The organism is Pseudomonas sp. BMW13 (assembly GCF_013357275.1).
GTDB lineage: Bacteria > Pseudomonadota > Gammaproteobacteria > Pseudomonadales > Pseudomonadaceae > Aquipseudomonas > Aquipseudomonas khazarica.
The window spans coordinates 284,819-305,402 of the sequence record NZ_SUKD01000006.1 but is presented as its reverse complement, the minus strand read 5'-3'; the positions used below and the strand labels follow the sequence as shown (position 1 = coordinate 305,402).

18 protein-coding genes are annotated in these 20,584 nt (G+C 66.0%); 13 read left to right on the top strand and 5 right to left on the bottom strand.

The genetic code is table 11. The features are described from left to right. Positions 1–252 precede the first annotated feature (252 nt). From putA to E4487_RS07730, 6 genes are all read left to right on the top strand, one after another. Complete coding sequence (gene putA / locus E4487_RS07755; protein ID WP_134677735.1) at positions 253–4,188, top strand: trifunctional transcriptional regulator/proline dehydrogenase/L-glutamate gamma-semialdehyde dehydrogenase; 3,936 nt, start codon at positions 253–255, stop codon at positions 4,186–4,188. Between the two features lie 435 nt (positions 4,189–4,623). Further along, the gene (gene arcD / locus E4487_RS07750; RefSeq protein WP_134677736.1) at positions 4,624–6,051 is read left to right on the top strand and encodes an arginine-ornithine antiporter; all 1,428 of its coding nucleotides are present in this window, start codon (positions 4,624–4,626) and stop codon (positions 6,049–6,051) included. Positions 6,052–6,067: 16 nt separating this feature from the next. Beyond that, positions 6,068–7,318, top strand: coding sequence for an arginine deiminase (gene arcA / locus E4487_RS07745; protein ID WP_175253066.1), 1,251 nt, complete (start codon positions 6,068–6,070; stop codon positions 7,316–7,318). Positions 7,319–7,381: 63 nt separating this feature from the next. After that, complete coding sequence (locus tag E4487_RS07740; protein ID WP_037046943.1) at positions 7,382–8,392, top strand: ornithine carbamoyltransferase; 1,011 nt, start codon at positions 7,382–7,384, stop codon at positions 8,390–8,392. Between the two features lie 87 nt (positions 8,393–8,479). Then, positions 8,480–9,406, top strand: a complete 927-nt coding sequence (gene arcC, locus E4487_RS07735) for a carbamate kinase (protein WP_037046941.1) — start codon at positions 8,480–8,482, stop codon at positions 9,404–9,406. A 14-nt stretch (positions 9,407–9,420) separates the two neighbouring features. After that, positions 9,421–9,786, top strand: coding sequence for a DUF5064 family protein (locus tag E4487_RS07730; protein WP_037046939.1), 366 nt, complete (start codon positions 9,421–9,423; stop codon positions 9,784–9,786). Positions 9,787–9,843: 57 nt separating this feature from the next. Here E4487_RS07730 and lpdA read toward each other — a convergent pair whose 3' ends face one another. Beyond that, entirely contained in the window at positions 9,844–11,244 is a 1,401-nt protein-coding gene (gene lpdA / locus E4487_RS07725; RefSeq protein ID WP_175253065.1) for a dihydrolipoyl dehydrogenase, read from the bottom strand. Between the two features lie 15 nt (positions 11,245–11,259). Next, on the bottom strand, positions 11,260–12,459 hold the full coding sequence (locus tag E4487_RS07720; protein ID WP_175253064.1) for an MFS transporter: 1,200 nt from the start codon (positions 12,457–12,459) through the stop codon (positions 11,260–11,262). 95 nt (positions 12,460–12,554) lie between these two features. Here E4487_RS07720 and E4487_RS07715 point away from each other — a divergent pair, with 95 nt between their 5' ends. Together E4487_RS07715 and E4487_RS07710 are read left to right on the top strand one after the other, a co-directional pair. After that, a complete protein-coding gene (locus E4487_RS07715) occupies positions 12,555–13,124 on the top strand; it encodes a PaaI family thioesterase (RefSeq protein ID WP_037046936.1) in 570 nt (189 codons plus the stop codon). A gap of 29 nt (positions 13,125–13,153) precedes the next feature. Further along, a complete protein-coding gene (locus tag E4487_RS07710) occupies positions 13,154–13,726 on the top strand; it encodes a TetR/AcrR family transcriptional regulator (RefSeq protein ID WP_037046935.1) in 573 nt (190 codons plus the stop codon). A gap of 39 nt (positions 13,727–13,765) precedes the next feature. Here the strand turns inward: E4487_RS07710 and E4487_RS07705 are convergent, their stop codons facing one another. Next, positions 13,766–14,560 (bottom strand): SDR family oxidoreductase, encoded by a 795-nt coding sequence (locus tag E4487_RS07705; protein WP_175253063.1) that lies wholly within the window; start codon positions 14,558–14,560, stop codon positions 13,766–13,768. Between the two features lie 432 nt (positions 14,561–14,992). On the opposite strand from E4487_RS07705, the gene E4487_RS07700 reads away from it, so the two are divergent. The 3 genes from E4487_RS07700 (at position 14,993) to E4487_RS07690 (ending at position 17,295) form a co-directional block, all read left to right on the top strand. Beyond that, entirely contained in the window at positions 14,993–15,799 is an 807-nt protein-coding gene (locus E4487_RS07700) for an outer membrane protein OmpK (RefSeq protein ID WP_175253062.1), read from the top strand. Positions 15,800–15,920: 121 nt separating this feature from the next. After that, positions 15,921–16,766 (top strand): DMT family transporter, encoded by an 846-nt coding sequence (locus tag E4487_RS07695; RefSeq protein ID WP_175253061.1) that lies wholly within the window; start codon positions 15,921–15,923, stop codon positions 16,764–16,766. Positions 16,767–16,821: 55 nt separating this feature from the next. After that, a complete protein-coding gene (locus tag E4487_RS07690; RefSeq protein WP_175253060.1) occupies positions 16,822–17,295 on the top strand; it encodes an LEA type 2 family protein in 474 nt (157 codons plus the stop codon). A 21-nt stretch (positions 17,296–17,316) separates the two neighbouring features. On the opposite strand, the gene E4487_RS07685 is transcribed toward E4487_RS07690, so the two are convergent. Next, the gene (locus tag E4487_RS07685) at positions 17,317–18,111 is read right to left on the bottom strand and encodes a gamma-glutamyl-gamma-aminobutyrate hydrolase family protein (RefSeq protein WP_175253059.1); all 795 of its coding nucleotides are present in this window, start codon (positions 18,109–18,111) and stop codon (positions 17,317–17,319) included. Between the two features lie 467 nt (positions 18,112–18,578). Here E4487_RS07685 and E4487_RS07680 point away from each other — a divergent pair, with 467 nt between their 5' ends. Together E4487_RS07680 and E4487_RS07675 are read left to right on the top strand one after the other, a co-directional pair. Beyond that, complete coding sequence (locus tag E4487_RS07680; RefSeq protein ID WP_037046925.1) at positions 18,579–18,920, top strand: zinc ribbon domain-containing protein YjdM; 342 nt, start codon at positions 18,579–18,581, stop codon at positions 18,918–18,920. A 63-nt stretch (positions 18,921–18,983) separates the two neighbouring features. After that, positions 18,984–19,706: an ABC transporter substrate-binding protein gene (locus tag E4487_RS07675; protein ID WP_037046922.1), complete on the top strand. Its 723-nt coding sequence runs from the start codon at positions 18,984–18,986 to the stop codon at positions 19,704–19,706. A gap of 4 nt (positions 19,707–19,710) precedes the next feature. On the opposite strand, the gene E4487_RS07670 is transcribed toward E4487_RS07675, so the two are convergent. Continuing rightward, complete coding sequence (locus E4487_RS07670; RefSeq protein ID WP_150608319.1) at positions 19,711–20,460, bottom strand: hypothetical protein; 750 nt, start codon at positions 20,458–20,460, stop codon at positions 19,711–19,713. Between the last annotated feature and the right edge of the window lie 124 nt (positions 20,461–20,584).

The following is a 20,584-nucleotide window of genomic DNA, read 5'->3' as shown; positions in this document are numbered from 1 at the left end:
TCGCCCGGCTGCCAGGCCGCGCCGCTGCGTGCACCCTTGAGGTGCAAGAGCAGCGGGCCCTGACGTTCGTCGCCGCGGAGCATTTATTGGTTGCACCTGGTTGCACCTTGCATATTCTCAGGTTTAATCTCCCGCAGCTTTTCTGTTGCCCGCCATCCCTGGCAGCAACCCTTCGGGCCGTCGCAGGCGACGTCAAAGATTGCCCAGGCAATTTTTCTACCGTGCATAACCTGATAACAAGTAGGACTCCTCATGGCTACCACCACCCTTGGCGTAAAACTCGACGATGCCACCCGCGAGCGCTTGAAGAAGGCCGCCCAGCAGATCGACCGCACTCCGCACTGGATGATCAAGCAGGCAATCTTCAACTACCTGGAGCAGGTCGAGAGTGGTCTGACGCCCGCCGAGCATGCCGGCCTGGCCGCAGCCGCCGGTGAGGAAGCCCTGGAGTCGCTGAGCGAACAAGGCCTGCAGGTGTTCCTCGACTTCGCCGAGAGCATCCTGCCGCAGTCGGTGCTGCGCGCCGCTATCACCAGCGCCTATCGCCGCCCGGAAACCGAAGTGGTGCCCATGCTGCTGGAGCAGGCGCGCCTGACCAGGGAGCAGGCCGAGGCCTCGCAGAAGCTGGCCCTCGGCATCGCCGAGAAGCTGCGCAAGCAGAAGAACGCCAGCGGCCGCCAGGGCCTGGTGCAGGGCCTGCTGCAGGAGTTCTCGCTGTCGTCGCAGGAAGGCGTGGCGCTGATGTGCCTGGCCGAAGCGCTGCTGCGCATCCCGGACAAGGCCACCCGTGACGCCCTGATCCGCGACAAGATCGCCAACGGCAACTGGAGCCAGCACCTGGGCCAGAGCCCGTCGATGTTCGTCAACGCGGCGAGCTGGGGCCTGCTGATCACCGGCAAGCTGGTCTCCACCCATAACGAAGCGGGCATGACCTCGGCGCTCAACCGCATCATCGGCAAGAGCGGCGAGCCGGTGATCCGCAAGGGCGTGGACATGGCCATGCGCCTGATGGGCGAGCAGTTCGTCACCGGCGAGACCATCGCCGAAGCCCTGGCCAACGCCGCCACCCTGGAAAGCAAGGGCTTCCGCTACTCCTACGACATGCTCGGCGAAGCCGCGCTGACCGAAGAAGACGCCAAGCGCTACCTGGCCTCCTACGAGCAGGCCATCCATGCCATCGGCAAGGCCTCGCATGGCCGTGGCATCTACGAAGGCCCGGGCATCTCGATCAAGCTCTCGGCCCTGCACCCGCGCTACAGCCGCGCCCAGTACGAGCGCGTGATGGAGGAGCTGTACCCGACTCTGCTGAGCCTGACCCAGCTGGCCAAGCAGTACGACATCGGCATCAACATCGACGCCGAGGAAGCCGACCGCCTGGAGCTGTCGCTGGACCTGCTCGAGCGCCTGTGCTTCGAGCCGAGCCTCGCCGGCTGGAACGGCATCGGTTTCGTCATCCAGGCCTACCAGAAGCGCTGCCCGTACGTGATCGACTACGTCGTCGACCTGGCCAAGCGCAGCCGCCACCGCCTGATGATCCGCCTGGTCAAGGGCGCCTACTGGGACAGCGAGATCAAGCTGGCCCAGGTCAACGGCCTGGAAGGCTACCCGGTGTACACCCGCAAGCCGTACACCGACGTGTCCTACATCGCCTGCGCACGCAAGCTGCTGGCCGCGCCGGAAGCCATCTACCCGCAGTTCGCCACGCACAACGCCCACTCGCTGTCGGCCATCTACAACCTGGCCGGGCAGAACTACTACCCGGGCCAGTACGAGTTCCAGTGCCTGCACGGCATGGGCGAGCCGCTGTACGAGCAGGTGGTCGGTAAGCTTGCCGATGGCAAGCTGAACCGCCCGTGCCGCATCTACGCGCCGGTGGGCAGCCACGAGACCCTGCTCGCCTACCTGGTACGCCGCCTGCTGGAAAACGGCGCCAACACCAGCTTCGTCAACCGTATCGCCGACCACAGCATCTCGCTGAAAGACCTGGTGCTGGACCCGGTGGTCCAGGTCGAGCAGATGGCCGCCCAGGAAGGCACCATCGGCCTGCCGCACCCGCGCATCCCCATGCCGCGTGACCTGTACGGCCAGCAGCGCCTCAACTCCGCCGGCCTCGACCTGGCCAACGAACACCGCCTCGGCTCGCTGTCCTCGGCACTGCTGTCGACCGTCAACCACAGCTACCTGGCCGAGCCGATGCTGGGCTGCGATGGCGCAGCCCCGGGCGAGCCGGAGCCGGTACGCAACCCGGCCGACCACCGCGACCTGGTCGGCCACGTGCGCGAAGCCAGCATCGCCGACGTCGACAGCGCCATCCTCTGCGCCATGGCCAGCGGGCAGATCTGGCAGTCCACCCTGCCGGCCGAGCGCGCCGCCGTGCTGGAACGCGCCGCCGACCTGATGGAAGCCGAGCTGCAGCAACTGATGGGCCTGCTGGTGCGCGAATCCGGCAAGACCTTCGCCAACGCCATCGCCGAAGTGCGCGAGGCCGTGGATTTCCTGCGCTACTACGCGATCCAGGCGCGCAGCTTCGGCAACGACAGCCACCGCCCGCTGGGCCCGGTGGTGTGCATCAGCCCGTGGAACTTCCCCCTGGCCATTTTCAGCGGCCAGGTCGCTGCGGCGCTGGCCGCCGGCAACACCGTGCTGGCCAAGCCGGCCGAGCAGACCCCGCTGGTCGCTGCCCAGGCCGTGCGCATCCTCCTCGAGGCCGGCGTGCCTGCAGGTGCCGTGCAGCTGCTGCCGGGCCGTGGCGAAACCGTCGGTGCGCGCCTGGTGGGTGACGAGCGCGTGCGTGGCGTGATGTTCACCGGCTCCACCGAAGTCGCCGGCATCCTCCAGCGCAACATCGCCGGCCGCCTGGATGCCCAGGGCCGTACCATTCCGCTGATCGCCGAGACCGGCGGCCTCAACGCCATGATCGTCGACTCCTCGGCACTGACCGAGCAGGTGGTGATGGACGTGGTGGCTTCCGCCTTCGACAGCGCCGGCCAGCGCTGCTCGGCCCTGCGCGTGCTGTGCGTGCAGGACGACGTCGCCGACCGCGTGCTGACCATGCTCAAGGGCGCCATGGCCGAGTACAGCCTGGGCAACCCGGAGCGCCTGAACACCGACATCGGCCCGGTGATCGACGCCGAAGCCAAGGCGGGCATCGAGACCCACATTCAGAAGCTGCGCGAGAAAGGCCGCAAGGTCACCCAGCTGGCGCGCGCCAACGGCGAAGAGATCAAGCGCGGCACCTTCGTCGTGCCGACCCTGATCGAGCTGGACAGCTTCGACGAAATGAAGCGCGAGATCTTCGGCCCGGTGCTGCACGTGGTGCGCTACCAGCGCGCCGACCTCGGCAAGCTGCTGCAGCAGATCAACGACAGCGGCTACGGCCTGACCCTCGGCGTGCACACGCGCATCGACGAGACCATCGCCCAGGTGGTGGGCACGGCCAAGGTCGGCAACCTGTACGTCAACCGCAACATGGTCGGCGCCGTGGTCGGCGTGCAGCCGTTCGGCGGCGAAGGCCTGTCCGGCACCGGCCCGAAAGCCGGCGGCCCGCTGTACCTGTACCGCCTGCTGTCGACTCGTCCGCAGGAAGCCGTCGCCCAGTACCTGCAACAGGCCGACGTGCAGACCCTGCCCGCGCCGAGCGAGCTGGACAAGCTGCGCGCCGCCTTCGCCGAGTGGGCGGGCCAGCAGGAGCCGGCCATCGCCGCCCTGTTCGAGCAGTACCGCAGCCTGTCGCAGAGCTACAGCAGCCACCTGCTGACCGGCCCGACCGGCGAGCGCAACAGCTACACCCTGCTGCCGCGTGAGCACGTACTCAACCTCGCCGACGAGCGCGGCGACCTGCTGGCCCAGCTGGCCGCCACCCTGGCGGTCGGCAGCCGGGCGATCTGGCTGGAAAGCCAGCGCGCGCTGTACAGCGAACTGCCGAAGGAGGTGCAGAAGCACATCCAGCTGGTGGCCGACTGGAACAGCATCGACGTGGAGCTGGATGCCATCCTGCACCATGGCGATTCCGACCAGCTGCGCGCGGTGAGCGAGCAGGCTGCGCAGCGCAAGGGCGCCATCATCGGCGTGCACGGCCTGAACAAGGGCGAGACCGACATCGCGCTGGAGCGCCTGCTGGTCGAGCACGCCCTGAGCGTCAACACCGCTGCGGCGGGTGGCAACGCCAGCCTGATGACCATCGGCTGATCGCCGGCGTCATCACCGAGTCGCACCGTGGAAAGCCTGCTGAAAGCTTTCCACGGCATGCTGCAACCACGGCGCGACTGCCTGCAGGGGCTACCCGCCCGGCGCCGTGTTCCTTCCCGATAGGCCTCCGGGCCCGCGTACGCCTACCCGGCAAGCGCACCAGGCGGGGTCACCCACCCCGCCTGCCCTCCCCACGCATGCGAAAAGTTTTCATTTCGCCACCATTGCGCTGTCAAGAAAACTGACTAGTGTCTGATCAGGCTGACGCCTGCAAAGCGTCGGACCGAGCTGCAGTCCTGCCTCGTCGCACGTGCTCGACAACGCCTGAAACAGGGATGTGCGTTGACGAACCTGGTCCATTGATTCAAGTCAGGATGCTGTGCTCGTCAAACGCGCTCAATACCAATGTCCCCACGTGACATGGAGGTAATTGAGATGTCTGATTCGACGCAAAAACTCCGCCTCGGCGCCCTGATCGCGCTGGTGGTCGGCTCCATGGTCGGTGGCGGTATCTTTTCCCTGCCGCAGAACATCGCCGCCAGCGCCAGCGCCGGTGCCACCCTGATCGGCTGGCTGATCACCGGGGTCGGCATGCTCACCCTGGCATTCGTCTTCCAGACCCTGGCCAACCGCAAGCCCGAACTTGATGGCGGGGTGTACGCCTACGCCAAGGCCGGTTTCGGCGACTACATGGGTTTTTCCTCGGCCTGGGGCTACTGGATCAGTGCCTGGATCGGCAACGTCAGCTACATGGTGCTGCTGTTCTCCACCCTCGGCTACTTCTTCCCGGTGTTCGGCGAGGGCAACACCCTGCCGGCGGTGATCTGCGCCTCGATCCTGCTGTGGCTGCTGCACTTCCTGGTGCTGCGTGGCATCAAGGAAGCGGCCTTCATCAACACCGTCACCACCATCGCCAAGATGCTGCCGCTGGCGCTGTTCATCATCATCGCCGCCATCGCCTTCAAGCTCGACGTGTTCACCAGTGACTTCTGGGGGCGCGGCAACAGCGACCTGGGCAGCGTGATGGACCAGGTGCGCAACATGATGCTGGTCACCGTCTGGGTGTTCATCGGCATCGAGGGGGCGAGCATCTTCTCGGCCCGCGCCGAGAAGCGCAGCGACGTCGGCAAGGCCACGGTGATCGGCTTCGTCGGCGTGCTCCTGCTGCTGGTCCTGGTCAACATCCTGTCGCAGGGCATCATGGCCCAGGCCGAACTGGCCGGGCTGAAGAACCCGTCGATGGCCGGCGTGCTGGAGCAGGTGGTCGGCCCCTGGGGCGCGCAGCTGATTTCCATCGGCCTGATCGTCTCCCTGGCCGGAGCGCTGCTGTCGTGGACGCTACTGTGCGCCGAGATCCTCTTCGCCAGCGCCCGCGACCACACCATGCCGGAGTTCCTGCGCAAGGAGAACGCCAACCACGTTCCGGCCAACGCACTGTGGCTGTCCAACGGGCTGATCCAGCTGTTCCTGATCATCACCCTGTTCAACGCCTCCACCTACCTCAGCCTGCTGTACCTGGCCACCTCGATGATCCTGGTGCCCTACTTCTGGTCCAGCGCCTACGCGGTACTGCTGGCCGTGCGTGGCGAGACCTACGAGAACGCCGCCGGCGAGCGCAACAAGGACCTGCTGATCGCCCTGGTTTCCACCCTGTACGCGGTCTGGCTGCTGTACGCCGCCGGCGTGCAGTACCTGCTGCTCTCGGCCCTGCTCTACGCCCCAGGCGCGATTCTCTTCGCCAAGGCCAAGCACGAACTGGGACAGCCCATTTTCACCGGCGTCGAGAAGCTGATCCTCGTCGCCGTACTGATCGGTGCCGCCATTGCAGCCTACGGGCTCTACGACGGTTTCCTGAGTCTCTAGGAGAAGGAGTTCTTTCATGAGCAAGAAACCCCTCGGCGTTCATTCCGAAGCCGGCAAACTGCACAAGGTAATGGTCTGCTCACCGGGCCTGGCGCACCTGCGCCTGACCCCGGCCAACTGCGACGAACTGCTGTTCGACGACGTGATCTGGGTATCGCAGGCCAAGCGCGACCACTTCGATTTCATGACCAAGATGCGCGAACGGTGCGTCGACGTCGTGGAAATGCACAACCTGCTGGAAGAGACCATCAGCAACCCCGAAGCGCTGAAGTGGATTCTCGACCGCAAGATCACCGCCAACAGCGTCGGCCTCGGCCTGCTCAGCGAAGTGCGCGATTTCGTCGAAGGCCTGGAGCATCGGCGCATCGCCGAGTTCCTCATCGGTGGCGTCTCCGGCGCCGACCTGGCCAGGCACAAGAACTCCGAGGCGGCGAAGATGTTCAACGCCTACCTCGGCGAGTCCAGCTTCATCTTCCCGCCGCTGCCCAACACCCAGTTCACCCGCGACACCACCTGCTGGATCTACGGCGGCGTCACGCTCAACCCCATGCACTGGCCGGCACGCCGCCAGGAAACCCTGCTGGCCAGCGCCATCTACAAGTTCCACCCGGACTTCGCCGGCGAACAGTTCGACATCTGGTATGGCGACCCGGACAAGGATCACGGCTCGGCCACCCTGGAAGGCGGCGACGTCATGCCCATCGGCAACGGCACCGTGCTGATCGGCATGGGTGAGCGCACCTCGCACCAGGCCATCGGTCAGGTCGCCCGCGCGCTGTTCGCCAAGGGCGCGGCGGACAAGGTGGTGGTGGCCGGGCTCGGCAAGTCCCGCGCCGCCATGCACCTGGACACCGTGTTCAGCTTCTGCGACCGCGACCTGGTGACCATCTTCCCGGAAGTGGCCAACTCGATCGTGCCCTTCACCCTGCGTCCGGACGAGAGCCGCCCTGGCGGAGTCGACGTGCGCCGCGAGGAAAAATCCTTCCTCGACGTGGTCGCCGAATCGCTCGGCCTCAAGCAACTGCGCGTGGTGGAGACCGGTGGCGATGCCTATGAAGCCGAACGCGAGCAATGGGACGACGGCAACAACGTGGTCTGCCTGGAGCCCGGCGTGGTCATCGGCTACGACCGCAACACCTACACCAACACCCTGCTGCGCAAGGCCGGGGTCGAGGTCATCACCATCAGCGCCAGCGAACTCGGGCGCGGCCGTGGCGGTGGCCACTGCATGACCTGCCCGATCATCCGCGACCCCATCGATTACTGATCGAGCCGGCCCCGGCGGCCATCCGCCACCGGGGCGTTCGACCGCCCACAAGGAGAGAGAACCATGGCTTTCAACATGCACAACCGCAACCTGCTCAGCCTGATGCACCACAGCACCCGGGAACTGCGCTACCTGCTCGACCTCTCGCGCGATCTCAAGCGCGCCAAGTACACCGGCACCGAGCAGCGACACCTGCAGCGCAAGAACATCGCGCTGATCTTCGAGAAAACCTCCACCCGCACCCGCTGCGCCTTCGAGGTGGCCGCCTACGACCAGGGCGCCAACGTCACCTACATCGACCCCAACTCCTCGCAGATCGGCCACAAGGAAAGCATGAAGGACACCGCCCGCGTGCTCGGGCGCATGTACGACGCCATCGAGTACCGCGGCTTCCACCAGGAGATCGTCGAGGAGCTGGCGCAGCATGCCGGCGTGCCGGTGTTCAACGGCCTCACCGACGAATACCACCCGACGCAGATGCTCGCCGACGTGCTGACCATGCGCGAGCACAGCGACAAGCCGCTGCATGACATCGCCTACGCCTACCTGGGCGATGCACGCAACAACATGGGCAACTCGCTGCTGCTGATCGGCGCCAAGCTCGGCATGGACGTGCGCATCGCCGCTCCCAAGGCCCTGTGGCCGAGCGACGAGCACGTCGCCGCCTGCAAGCGCTTCGCGGAAGAGAGCGGCGCGCGCCTGCTGCTCACCGAAGACCCGAAGGAAGCGGTCAAGGGCGTGGACTTCGTGCATACCGACGTGTGGGTATCCATGGGTGAACCGGTGGAGGCCTGGGGCGAGCGCATCGAGGAGCTGCTGCCCTATCAGGTCAACGCCGAGATCATGAAGGCCGCGGGCAATCCACGGGTCAAGTTCATGCATTGCCTGCCGGCCTTCCACAACAGCGAGACCAAGGTCGGCAAGCAGATCGCCGAGCAGTACCCGCACCTGAAGAACGGCATCGAGGTCACCGAAGAGGTCTTCGAGTCGCCGTGGAACATCGCCTTCGAGCAGGCGGAAAACCGCATGCACACGATCAAGGCGATCCTGGTCGCGACCCTGGCGGATATCTGACAAATGGCACCTGCAGGATAGGGCTTGCCAGCAAGCCCGATCCTGCGCACAGCCCGGCGCCCAGGCGCCTGGACCAAGGAGAACAGTATGCGACTCGTCATCGCTCTGGGCGGTAACGCCCTGCTTCGTCGCGGCGAAGCCATGACTGCGCAAAACCAGCGTGACAACGTGCGCGTTGCCTGCCAGCAGATCGCCAAGGTCGCTCCCGGCGTCGAGCTGGTGATCGCCCACGGCAACGGTCCGCAGGTTGGCCTGCTGGCCTTGCAAGGCAACGCCTTCGACGCCGCCAACCCGTACCCGCTGGACGTGCTCGGCGCCGAAACCGAGGGCATGATCGGCTACATGATCGAACAGGAGCTGGGCAACCTGCTGCCCTTCGAGGTGCCCTTCGCCACCATCCTCACCCAGGTCGAGGTGGACAGCGCCGACCCGGCGTTCAAGCACCCGACCAAGCCCATCGGCCCGGTCTATGCCCGGGAGGAGGCCGAGCGCCTGGCCGCCGAGAAAGGCTGGAGCATTGCCCCGGATGGCGACAAGTTCCGCCGCGTGGTGGCCAGCCCACGGCCGCAGCGCATCTTCGAGATCCGCCCGATCAAGTGGCTGCTGGAAAAGGGCAGCGTGGTGATCTGCGCCGGCGGCGGCGGCATTCCGACCATGTATGACGGCGACCAGCTGCGCGGCGTCGAGGCGGTGATCGACAAGGACCTGTGCTCGGCGCTGCTGGCCGAACAGCTGAATGCCGACCTGCTGGTGATCGCCACCGACGTGGACGGCGCCTACGTCGACTGGGGCAAGCCGAGCCAGAAGGCCATCGCCGAAGCCCATCCCGATGCGCTCGAAGACCTCGGTTTCGCCGCCGGCTCCATGGGGCCGAAAGTACAGGCCGCCTGCGAGTTCGCCCGCAACACCGGCTGCGTCGCGGTGATCGGCTCGCTGGAAAACATCGAAGCCATCGTCCAGGGCCGCTCCGGCACACGCATCAGCATGGCCTGCGACGGCATCGTCCATCGCTGAAGGAGGACCGCAGCATGTTCACCCCCGGCCACCTGCACCGTGATAACCTCGACCGCCCCGACGCCTTGCGCCACATCCCGCCGTTCTCGGTCGACTTCTACTACGAAGTACGCCAGGACCCGCAACAGGGACCGATGCTGCACATGCGCCTGGCCGGCAACGTACGCGGCAAGCCGTTCGAGGAGGAGTTCGAACTGCACCGCGACGTGGCCTTCAATTTCGCCAGCGTGGCCACCCGTGCCGCCGCCCGCCACGGCTTGCCCATCAACGCCAGTCCGGTGATGCGCGGCCACGACGAGTACGACAAGGTGTTCGCCGACATCCGCGCCAAGCTGCACACCCGGCCAGGCGAACCGGTCAACCTCGACCACGTGCTCTGACGCCCCCTCGGGCACCGGCGCGGTGTCCCTTGGGGGCAGCGCACTCGGCGATGGGCGTCACGCCTGCATCGTCCAGCCGTGCACGCCCATCGCGGCCTGCCGCCCCGCCTCCGAGCGGGTCGGGTGCGGGTGGCAGGTCAGGGCGATGTCTTCGGCCGAGGCGGAGAACTCCATGGCGACGCAGTACTCGCCGATCAGCTCGCCGACGCTCGGGCCGATCATGTGCACGCCGAGAATCTGGTCGGTATTGGCATCGGCGATGATCTTCACGAAACCTTCGGTCTCGTGGTTGATCTTCGCCCGGCTGTTGGCACTGAAAGGGAACTTGCCAACCTTGTACGCACGCCCCTCGGCCTTCAGTTCCTCCTCGCCCTTGCCGACGCTGGCCACTTCCGGACGGGTGTAGATCACCCCGGGGATCACCCCGTAGTTGACCTCGGCCGCATGCCCGGCAATGCGCTCGATGCAGGCCACCGCCTCGTCCTCGGCCTTGTGCGCCAGCATCGGCCCGGAGGTGACATCACCGATCACCCAGACACCGGGCACAGCGCTGTGCTGCCTGTCGTTGCCGAGCATGCCGCGCTGGTCGGTAGCGAGCCCCACGCTCTCCAGCCCCAGGCCACGGGTGTAGGGGCGGCGACCGATGGCCACCAGCACGTAGTCGGCGTCCAGGGTCTCCTGCGCCCCGCCGGCAGCCGGCTGCAGACTCAGGCTCACGCCGCGCTTGTCCGAACGGGCCGCCGTGACCTTGGTGCCGAGCTTGAAGCCCATGCCCTGCTTGCCCAGGGTGCGCTGCAGCGTCCTGGCGGTCTCGCCGTCCAGGCCGGGGCAGATGCGATCGAGGTATTCCACCACCGTGACCTGGCTGCCCAGGCGACGCCATACCGAGCCCAGCTCCAGGCCGATCACCCCGGCACCGATCACCACGAGGTGCTGGGGCACCTCGGGCAGCGACAAGGCGCCGGTGGAATCGAGGATGCGCTGGTTGTCGATCTCGACGCCCGGCAACGGCGTCGGCTCGGAACCGCTGGCGATGACGATGTTCGTCGTCTCGAGCAGGCGCTCGCCGCCCTCGTGCAACCTGACCTGTACCCGTCCGGGGCCGTCGATGCGCGCCCAGCCCTTGACCCATTCCACCTTGTTCTTGCGAAACAGGAATTCCACGCCCTTGGTCAGCGCTTCGACGCTGTCGGCCTTCTGTTTCATCATCTGCTTGAGGTTGAGCGTCGGCGTGACCTCCACGCCGAGGGCACTCAGGTCGCCGGCGGCCGCCGCTTCGTATAGCTCCGAGGCATGCAGCAGCGCCTTCGAGGGCATGCAGCCGACATTCAGGCAGGTGCCTCCCAGGGTTTCGCGCCCCTCCACGCACGCCACCTTCAACCCCAGTTGCCCGGCACGGATGGCCGCGTTGTAGCCGCCAGGGCCGGCGCCGATGATGACTACGTCATAGCTGCTCATAGCTTGTTCCTCGGATCAGGGAAGTTTGCCGGCCAGCGCAGTCGTGACGACCGGACGTGCCCGCAAGAGATGGAAAAGTAGAAACGCCAGGCCAGCGAACAGCGCGTTCAAGGCAACCATAGGCCAGGCCGAGCCATCCTGCAGGGCCCCCAGCAGCAACCCGGCCAGGGTCGCACCGGCCATCTGCGAAAACCCCATCAGCCCCGCCGCCAGCCCTGCGCGCTGCGGGTTGGGAATCACCGCCCCGGCCACGGCGGCGGGCAGCAGCATGCCGCCACCCAGCGTCACCAGCACCTGGGGCAGCGACAGCCCCAGCAGCGACAAACCGAACGCCAGGTAGATCAGCAGCGTCAGCAAGGCGCCCACCAGCACCAGGCCGACGCCGATGCCCACCACCCGCAGCGGCCCCAGGCGCTGCACGTTGCGCAGGGTGAACAGCGCGCCGCCGAGCAGGCCGGATACGATCAGGGCGAAGCTCAGGCCGTACTGCGCGGCGCTCAGCCCGAGCAGACCGATGTAGACCGACGACGAGCCGGCCACCACGACGAACATCGCGCCGTAGGTACAGGCGATGGTCAGCGCCAGCGCGCGGCAACTCGGCAGCACCTGCAGGTAACTGGCCAGCAGGCCCCTGAGGCGGCCGGCCTGCGGGTCCCGCTGTAGATGGGTCTCGCGGTAGCTGAACAGGGTCGACAGCAACGCCAGGCCGCCCAGCCCCAGGGTGGCCAACAGCGGTGCGCGCCACCCGCCGTACTGGGTCAGCAGGCCGCCGATCACCGGCGACAGGACGATGGCGGCGAACATCCCCAACACCGTCAGCGCCAGGGCCGGCCCCGCCTGCTCCTGCCACACGTCGCGGACGATGGCGCGTGCCAGCACCAGCGCCGCGCAGGCGCCCAGGCCCTGCAGTACGCGCATGCCGATCAGCACCTGGATGTCCGGCGCCAGCAGCATGCCCAGGGTCGCCAGCAGGTACAGGCTCAGCCCAGCGAGCAGCACCGGCCTGCGCCCCAGCCGGTCGGACAGTGGCCCCATCAGCAGCTGGCCCAGGCCGAAGGCCGCGACGAACAGCGAGAGCGCCAGCAGGCTGCTGCCGGGCTCGGCGTGCAAGCCACGCTCCAGCTCACCCAGCGCGGGGATCAGCAACTGCGTGGAGGTCTCCCCCAATGCCGTGAGCAGCATGAGGATGAGCAACAGAATGCGGGAAGACTGCATGGCAAGGCTCCGAGTGACAACGACTGGCGGCTATTTATATTTCGACCATAATATGAAACATTGAATGTCGTCCATCATATTTATCAGGAGTCGTCATGACCGCTTCATCCCGAGATGCCCGCCTCGCCACCTGGATCGCCGAAGAACAGGCGCTGCGCAGCCAGCTCGCCGCCCCTGGCACGCTGAGCCTGGCCGAAGTCGCCGCGATGGCGCCGATGGATTTCTTCGACGGCATCGGCCGTGGTGACCTGCCCTCGCCGCCGATCAACGCCGTGCTCGGCTTCACCCCCGTGCACTGGGCCAATGGCCTGTTCGTCTTCCAGGGCGCGCCCGACCCTAGCCACTACAACCCACTGGGCAGCGTGCATGGCGGCTACATCGCCACCCTGCTCGACTCCTGCATGGGTTGCGCCGTGCATACGCTGCTCAAGCCGGGCCAGGGCTACACCACCGCCGACCTGCGGGTGAGCTACATTCGCGCCTTGCGCAGCGAAGCCGGTCCGGTGCGCGCCGAAGGTCGCATCATCCATGTCGGCCGCTCCACCGCCCTGGCCGAAGGGCGCCTGTACGATGTCGACGAGCGCCTCTACGCCGTCGCGTCCACCACCTGCCTGATCCTCGACATGAACACGGCGCGCCAGAGCGACGACGCGCGTGTAAGATGACAGCCAGCATCTGAAACACGGGACAGCCCATGCGCTATTCGGAAGATCACAAGGCCAAGACCCATCAACGCATCATCGAGGAAGCCGCCCTGCGCTTTCGCCGTGACGGCGTGGGGGCAACCGGCCTGCAACCGCTGATGAAGGCGCTGGGCCTCACCCATGGCGGCTTCTACGCCCACTTCAAGTCCAAGGACGAGCTGGTGGAAACCGCTCTGCAGCACGCCGTGCAGACCCTGGCGAGCAGCCTGCAGCAGGCACCTGAGGAAAGCGGCTCGCCGCTGCGACGGCTCATCCAGCGCTACCTGTCCGATGCCCATCGCGCCAACCCGGGCGCCGGCTGCCCACTGCCGACCATGTCCGCGGAGCTGGGGCAACGCGGTGAGCCGAGCACGACCACCGACGCGATGGTGCTCAACCGCCTGGCGCTGATCGAGCAGGGTCTGGACGGTGACGACGCCGCAGACGAAAGCGTGCTGCTGCTCTCGGCCATGGTCGGCGCGCTGCTGCTGTCGCGCAGCGTCAAGGACCCGGAACTGTCCGACCGTCTGCTGCACACCACACGCGCGAAGCTGCTGGAGAAGACCGCCAGCCCGAGCGAATGAGGCTTGGCCGGGCGCCAGTCCGACACCCGGCCACCCCCGTCACTTGTAGCGTGCAGCCGCCTGGTTGTGCGAAAGATTCGGCCCCAGCGCCGCGCGGGCGCCGACGAAGGCATCCCAGTCGGCCGCATCGGGCAGTGAAGGGATGGTCACCAGTTCCTGCTGATCGAAGCCGGCCAGTGCCGCATCGACCATCTCCCCCACCTCCATGATCATCGACGGCGGCAGCGCTGAGGCGTCGGTGCCACTGCGTTCCCAGATCTCGGTGCGGGTCACGCCCGGCATCACCGCCTGCAGCTGGACGCCAGCGCCGCGCAGCTCGCCCGCCAGGGTCTGCGTCAGGCTCAGCACATAGGCCTTGGTCGCGCTGTAGACGGCGTTGAACATCTCCGGCGCCAACGCCACCACCGAGCCCAGGTTGATGATGCCGCCGCGCCCGGCTGCGGAGAAATTGGCCGCTGCGGCGGCCGCCAGACGGGTCAGCGCGACCACGTTCAGCTGGATCATGGATTCCGCCTGGTCCAGATCGGCAGCGGCCAGCGTGCCGTTCATGGCCACCCCGGCGTTGTTCACCAGCAGCGTGATGCGCGAGTCCTCACGCAGGCGCTGCTCCACCGCGAGCACGTCGCTCTTGCGCGTCAGGTCGGCGGGCATGACCTCGACCGCAACCCCGTACTCGGCCCCCAGGCGCCTGGCCAGGTCATCGAGGCGCTGGGCGTCGCGCGCCACCAGCAGCAGGTCATGGCCGCGACACGCCAGGCGCTCGGCATAGGTGGCGCCGATGCCTGAAGAGGCGCCGGTAATCAGGGCGGTTCCGCGAGTGGCCGGGGTATTCATGGTGCATCTCCTGGGTGTGTGATGAGCGAGAGAAGAGCCTCTCACCTTTTAGATTATGATCATAATTTAATATTTATATTAAGACCATAATCAAACTAATCAAGCACATCCCGGCCAACGCACCACAGCGTCCGCCAGACGGTCGCGCACCAAGTTATGGCCATTTTTGTCTTCCCGGTCAGAAAACGGTGCAGAGAAAACCCTCGAACGCCCCCGAAAACCACGTCTATCCGATTGATTTGAAAAGGGTATTGCCAAACACGAGAATTGGCGCCGTTTTTGCTCTGACAGCACCAGCCTGACCAGGCGGACAGGTTCACGAAGTACCGGGAGCGCCCCTTGATGTCGCGACAGGACGCCCCGAACACCGTCCGCTGGATCGGGCAGGCCAGAAAAAATCATAACGACACGTCTCAACCACCAGGAGCTTCCATGAATCGCACCCTTTCTTCGCTGCTCGTCGCGGGCGGCATGCTGGCGGGCGGCCAGGCCATCGCCGGTGACCTGCTGCAGTGGCAGAACAACAGCCTGACCTACCTCTACGGCCAGGACTTCAAGATCGACCCGGAGATCCAGCAGACCGTCACCTTCGAACACGCCAGCGGCTGGAGCTTCGGTGACCTGTTCCTGTTCGTCGACGTGATCAAGTACAACACCGATGCCACCAACGGCGCGGGTGATGGCCACACTTTCTACGGCGAATTCAGCCCGCGTTTTTCCCTGGGCAAGATCAGTGGCGCCGACCTCTCCTTCGGCCCGATCAAGGATGTGCTGATCTCCACCACCTACGAGTTCGGCGAGGATGACGTCGATGCCTATCTGATCGGCCCGGCGGTCGACCTCGACATTCCCGGCTTCGACTACTTCCAGCTCAACACCTACCTGCGCACCCCGGATGGCAATCGCGCCGGCAGCAACGTCTGGCAGATCACCCCGGTGTGGAGCTACACCATTGGCGTGGGCGAATCGGACATCGTCATCGATGGCTTCATGGACTGGGTGGTGGACAACGACAGCAACCGCCGCGGCGACTACCACGCCAACCTGCACTTCAACCCGCAGATCAAATACGACCTGGGCAAGGCGCTGAAGTGGGGCGAGAAGCAGCTGTACGTCGGCATCGAGTACGACTACTGGAAGAACAAGTACGGCATCAAGGATGGCGGCTACGTCAGCGACAACTTCGTCGGCCCGACCGACCAGAACACCGCCAGCCTGCTGGTCAAGGCGCACTTCTAGAGCGCAGGCTCGTGCGAGCCTGGCCAAGGTCGCAGGGATTTGCGACCTTCCGCCAATGCACGCCACCGCCCTGACGTGCTTAGCTGCCTGACATCACCCGCCGTTGCGACAAGGATGGACGATGTCACCGCGCACCCTGCTGCTCACCTCTCTCGCCATGCTGGCGTTCGCCGGCAACTCGTTGCTGTGCCGCCTGGCCCTGCGCGAAACGGCCATCGACGCCGCCAGCTTCACTGCCGTCCGCCTGCTGGCCGGTGCATGCGCGCTGTGGCTGCTGCTGCAACTGCGCCAGAACCGGCAAGCCCCGGCTGGCAGCTGGGCCGGCGCCGTGGCGCTGTTCACCTATGCGGCTGCGTTCTCCTTCGCCTACCTGCAGCTGGACACCGGCGTCGGCGCCCTGCTGCTGTTCGGCGCGGTGCAACTGAGCATGCTGCTGTGGGGGTTGCTGCGCGGCGAACGCCTGGGCCTTTGCGCCAGTCTCGGCACCGCCCTGGCCACGGCCGGCCTGCTCGCCCTGCTGCTGCCCGGTGCCAGCGCACCACCTCTGCTGGCGGCCTTGCTGATGCTGCTGGCCGGGGTCGCCTGGGGCGCCTACTCGCTGCTCGGACGCGGCCAGGGCAACCCGCTGGCGGTGACGGCGGGCAACTTCCTGCGGGCTACACCCCTGGCGTTGCTGCTGGCGCTGGCCGTGCTGCCGCAGCTGAACTGGGATGGGCCGGGGCTGTTCTACGCGCTGCTGTCCGGCGCCCTGACCTCCGGCGTCGGCTACGCCATCTGGTACAGCGCCTTGCCCGGCCTGCACGCCAGCCAGGCCGCCACCGTGCAACTCAGCGTGCCGATTCTCGCCGCCCTCGGCGGCAGCCTGTTGCTCAGCGAAGCGCTGACCCTGCGCCTGCTGCTCAGCGCCGTTGCCGTGCTGGGCGGTATCGCGCTGGTGCTGAGTGCGCGGCAACGCGCCGGGAGCTAATGCCGCGCCCGGTGGTCTTCTATCCTGAACGCATTCACGTCCAGAGAAGATCGCCATGCCCCGTCTGCTCCGCCTTTGCCTGATCACCCTGCTCGCCGCCGGCCTGGGCGCCTGCGCCAGCCTCGGCAATCATGATCCGCTACGGGTCGACCTGGTCGGCCTGGAACCGCTGCCAGGCCAGGGCCTGGAGGTCCGCTTCGCGGTCAAGCTGCGGGTGCAGAACCCCAATGACAGCGCCGTGAGCTTCAACGGCATGGCACTGGATCTGGATGTGAACGGCCAGCCGCTGGCCAGCGGCGTCAGCGACCAGAGCGGCAGCGTGCCGCGCTTCGGTGAGACGGTACTGAGCGTACCGGTGAGCATTTCAGCGTTTTCGGTGATGCGCCAGGCCTGGGGTGCGGCCGGCTACCGCCCCGGCCAGGAAGTGCCTTACGTGCTAAGGGGCAAACTGGCCGACGGCCTGTTCGGTACCCGCCGCTTCAGTGACAGCGGGACCCTGAACTGGCCACAGCCGCCAGGCGCCTACTGAGGCAGGCGCCGAGGGGCTGGCTCAGGCAGCCTGGCGGCTGCTGCGTGCGGCGACGCGGCGCTGACAGGCTTCACCGAAGGCCTGGAAGATCTTCACCGAATCGGGGTTCTGCGCGGCCTGCCACTCCGGATGCCACTGCACCGCGAACAGGAACGGCGACAGGCTCGGCGCGTGGATCGCCTCGACCAGGCCGTCCTCGGCAGTCGCCAGCACCTCGACACCCTTGCCCAGCTTGCGAATGGCCTGGCCGTGCAGGGAGTTGACCTGAATCTCGTCCTTGCCCATCAGCTCGGCGAACCAGCTGCCGGCGACCGGGCGCACGCCATGGCTCGGCGCGTACTGCACGTCGACCGGGTCGTCGGGATTCTCCCGGTGGTCGTTGAAACCGGGCTCGGCATAGACCTTCTGGTAGATGTCGCCGCCCAGCGCGACGTTGATTTCCTGCATGCCACGGCAGATGGCGAAGATCGGCAGGCTACGGGCGATGGCGGCATGAATCAGCGGCAGGTCGAACAGGTCGCGATCACGGTCCTGGGTCTTGTTCGGCGTCTCGTTTTCCTGGCCGTAGAGCGCCGGGTCGATGTTGCTGCCGGCACCGGTCAGGTACACGCCGTCGGCCATGTCCAGATACTGTTCGAGATCATCGGTACCGCAGCAGGTGGGCACCAGTACCGGCACGCAACCGGAAAAGTCGACCAGCGGCTGGATGTATTTGTGAGTCATTACCTGGTAGTCGTGGCCCTTGCGCTCTTGAGTGCCCATGGACATCAACACGACGGGTTTGCGGGGGGTGTTGCGGATCTTGTTGTCGGACATACGTCACCTTGGGACAGGCCGGGCCTGTCGTTGCTGTGCAGACCGATACCAGCGGAACGTCTCCGCTGTCGTATCCATGGCCTGTTTGGCTAACCCCGTGCACCAAGGCTCGTCCTGAGTCTGAGTGCCGCCATCCGACGGCGGCTCGAACCGGGTCCACTCGCGCCTGAGCGGGGCGATGACACAACTACCCGTTACCCGGTTCGGCAGCGGAATCTGCTGCCAGTCTGCCCGAGCCGTAAAATATGTCAAACAAAAGTGAGCAAAATCATTCACCCCGGCAGTTGTCCACCGGCCGCGAAGTGCCCTGAAGAAGCCGAATAACGGCGCACACAAGGTCGTGAGCCGCGAATCGAAAGTCCAATATTTTAAACACCCGCATCTCGACGGTTCAGCGCCCCAGAGCGGCGTTCGCGGACAAAACCCTATATAATCTGCGGTTTCTCCACACTCACCGAGGACCTCCCTTGACCGCCCTGCCACCCTGCCCCAAGTGCAACTCCGAATACACCTACGAAGACGGCGATCAGTTGGTCTGCCCCGAATGCGCCCATGAGTGGAAAGCCGGCGAGAACGCCGACGCGGGCGATGACGTGCGCGTGATCAAGGACTCGGTGGGCAACCCGCTGCAGGATGGCGACAGCGTCACCGTGATCAAGGACCTCAAGGTCAAGGGCTCGTCGCTGGTGGTCAAGGTGGGCACCAAGGTGAAGAACATCCGCCTGGTCGACGGCGATCACGACATCGACTGCAAGATCGACGGCATTGGCGCGATGAAGCTCAAGTCCGAGTTCGTGCGCAAGGTCTGAGCGACTACCCTCCTCGCAGAAATTGGCTAGCCTGAATACAGGTCCGCCACGAGGAAACCCGCCATGCGCAATCTGCTGCTCACTCTCCTGGTGCTGGCTGCACCCGTGGTAGCGGAGCCATGGCGTGTGGTGGGCGACGAGCAGTTCGCCCCCTACAGCTTCGTCACCATCGACGATGAGACGCCCCGCGGGCTGGATGTCGAACTGGTCGATGCGGTGCTGCGCGAGGCGCAGGTGCCGTACGAAATCCGCCTGTACCCCTGGGAACGGGTCAAGCGCATGCTCGACCGTGGCGACGTGCAGATGGCCTTTCAGTTCGCCGGCACCCCGCAGCGGCAGCAGCAGTACCTGCTGGTCGGCCCGCTGCGCAGCGGCTCCACCGTGTTCATGACCACCGCCAAGACCGCCATCGAAGACTGGCAGGACCTCGACGATCTGTCGCCCTACGTGATCGGGCAGGTGCGCGGCTATGCCTACGAAGAGAAGTTCGACCGCGCGGCGCTGTCCCGCGACACCAGTGCGCAGAACCCGCGCCAGCTGGTGTCGATGCTGCTGGCCGGGCGCATCGACATCATCGTCGGCGATCATGCCCAGCTGCTGTATTTCGTGCGTGAGCAGCGCGCCCAGGAACAGGTACGGGTCCTGCCGCGCGCGCTGATCCAGATGCCCCGCTTCGTCGCCTTCGCCAAGGGCGATACCGAACATGCGCGGCAGTTCTCCGAGGCGCTGGTGCGCCTGCGCGAAGCCGGCACCCTGGAGCAGATCCAGCAACGCTGGATGCAGTGAAGCGCTACTGCACCGGCAGGAAATTCAGCAGGAACAGACTCTGCGCATAGTTGGCCCCCATGCGCCGATAGCGCTCCTCGAGCACATGGGTCAGCAGATCGAGGCGCGCCACCATCTTGCCGAACTCCACCGCGTAGCTGAGGTTGCTGCCCTGTTGCGATATCTCGTTGGACAGCAGCAGTGGTCGCCCGGCGGCATCACGGCGGTTGCTCAGCATCCAGGCGGCCTTCTCGAGATTGCGCGCGGCGTTATGGATGAACTGCGCATCGAAACTGTCGGTCAGGTAGAACTCGGTGCGCCCGCCATGGGCAGTCACCAGCATGCTGCCGATGGCATAGGTGAAGGCCGCCACCCGATCCCCCTGGAACGCCGGACTGAGCGAGTAGTCCAGCGCGGCGACGTCGCGGCGCCCGCCCAGCGTCGGCCAGTCCTGGTTGTATTCGATGGCGTGCTGGATCGCGCGCTCGGCGGCGGCGGCGTCAGGGAAGGCACTCTTGCGCCACTCTCGCGGGTTGCGCAGATAGAGCTTGTTCATCAGACGGTACAGGCTGTTGAGGTTGTTGCGCATGGCCAGGGTGGCCATGCGGTCGACATCGCTCTGCAACAGTTCGGCCGGCTTCAGCGGGCTGCGTTTGTAGACGATGGAATCGTTGTCCAGCCGGCCGCTGCACCCCCCCAGCAGCAACAGCAAAGCCAGCCCCGGTACACACCACCGTAGCCAATAGGCTGCACTGTTCGTTGGCCTCGTTCCCATCCTGAGTTTCCCTGGCTGGCCTGCGCCGGAGTAGCACGAGCATCACTCAGAACCTCAGTAAAGCGCAAAAATTCCGTCCAGCCTGTGCCCTGGCGCATAAAGCGTGCCGAAGTCCCCTCGGCAC

Excerpts from the sequence above, each read along its gene's own strand:
- E4487_RS07695 (WP_175253061.1), top strand. The coding sequence starts at position 15,921 with ATGTCACCGCGCACCCTGCTGCTCACCTCTCTCGCCATGCTGGCGTTC.
- E4487_RS07705 (WP_175253063.1), bottom strand. The coding sequence starts at position 14,560 with ATGAATACCCCGGCCACTCGCGGAACCGCCCTGATTACCGGCGCCTCT.
- arcC (WP_037046941.1), top strand. The coding sequence starts at position 8,480 with ATGCGACTCGTCATCGCTCTGGGCGGTAACGCCCTGCTTCGTCGCGGC.
- E4487_RS07690 (WP_175253060.1), top strand. The coding sequence starts at position 16,822 with ATGCCCCGTCTGCTCCGCCTTTGCCTGATCACCCTGCTCGCCGCCGGC.
- E4487_RS07685 (WP_175253059.1), bottom strand. The coding sequence starts at position 18,111 with ATGTCCGACAACAAGATCCGCAACACCCCCCGCAAACCCGTCGTGTTG.
- E4487_RS07675 (WP_037046922.1), top strand. The coding sequence starts at position 18,984 with ATGCGCAATCTGCTGCTCACTCTCCTGGTGCTGGCTGCACCCGTGGTA.
- putA (WP_134677735.1), top strand. The coding sequence starts at position 253 with ATGGCTACCACCACCCTTGGCGTAAAACTCGACGATGCCACCCGCGAG.
- E4487_RS07710 (WP_037046935.1), top strand. The coding sequence starts at position 13,154 with ATGCGCTATTCGGAAGATCACAAGGCCAAGACCCATCAACGCATCATC.
- E4487_RS07670 (WP_150608319.1), bottom strand. The coding sequence starts at position 20,460 with ATGGGAACGAGGCCAACGAACAGTGCAGCCTATTGGCTACGGTGGTGT.
- E4487_RS07720 (WP_175253064.1), bottom strand. The coding sequence starts at position 12,459 with ATGCAGTCTTCCCGCATTCTGTTGCTCATCCTCATGCTGCTCACGGCA.
- arcA (WP_175253066.1), top strand. The coding sequence starts at position 6,068 with ATGAGCAAGAAACCCCTCGGCGTTCATTCCGAAGCCGGCAAACTGCAC.
- arcD (WP_134677736.1), top strand. The coding sequence starts at position 4,624 with ATGTCTGATTCGACGCAAAAACTCCGCCTCGGCGCCCTGATCGCGCTG.
- E4487_RS07700 (WP_175253062.1), top strand. The coding sequence starts at position 14,993 with ATGAATCGCACCCTTTCTTCGCTGCTCGTCGCGGGCGGCATGCTGGCG.
- E4487_RS07715 (WP_037046936.1), top strand. The coding sequence starts at position 12,555 with ATGACCGCTTCATCCCGAGATGCCCGCCTCGCCACCTGGATCGCCGAA.
- E4487_RS07730 (WP_037046939.1), top strand. The coding sequence starts at position 9,421 with ATGTTCACCCCCGGCCACCTGCACCGTGATAACCTCGACCGCCCCGAC.
- lpdA (WP_175253065.1), bottom strand. The coding sequence starts at position 11,244 with ATGAGCAGCTATGACGTAGTCATCATCGGCGCCGGCCCTGGCGGCTAC.
- E4487_RS07740 (WP_037046943.1), top strand. The coding sequence starts at position 7,382 with ATGGCTTTCAACATGCACAACCGCAACCTGCTCAGCCTGATGCACCAC.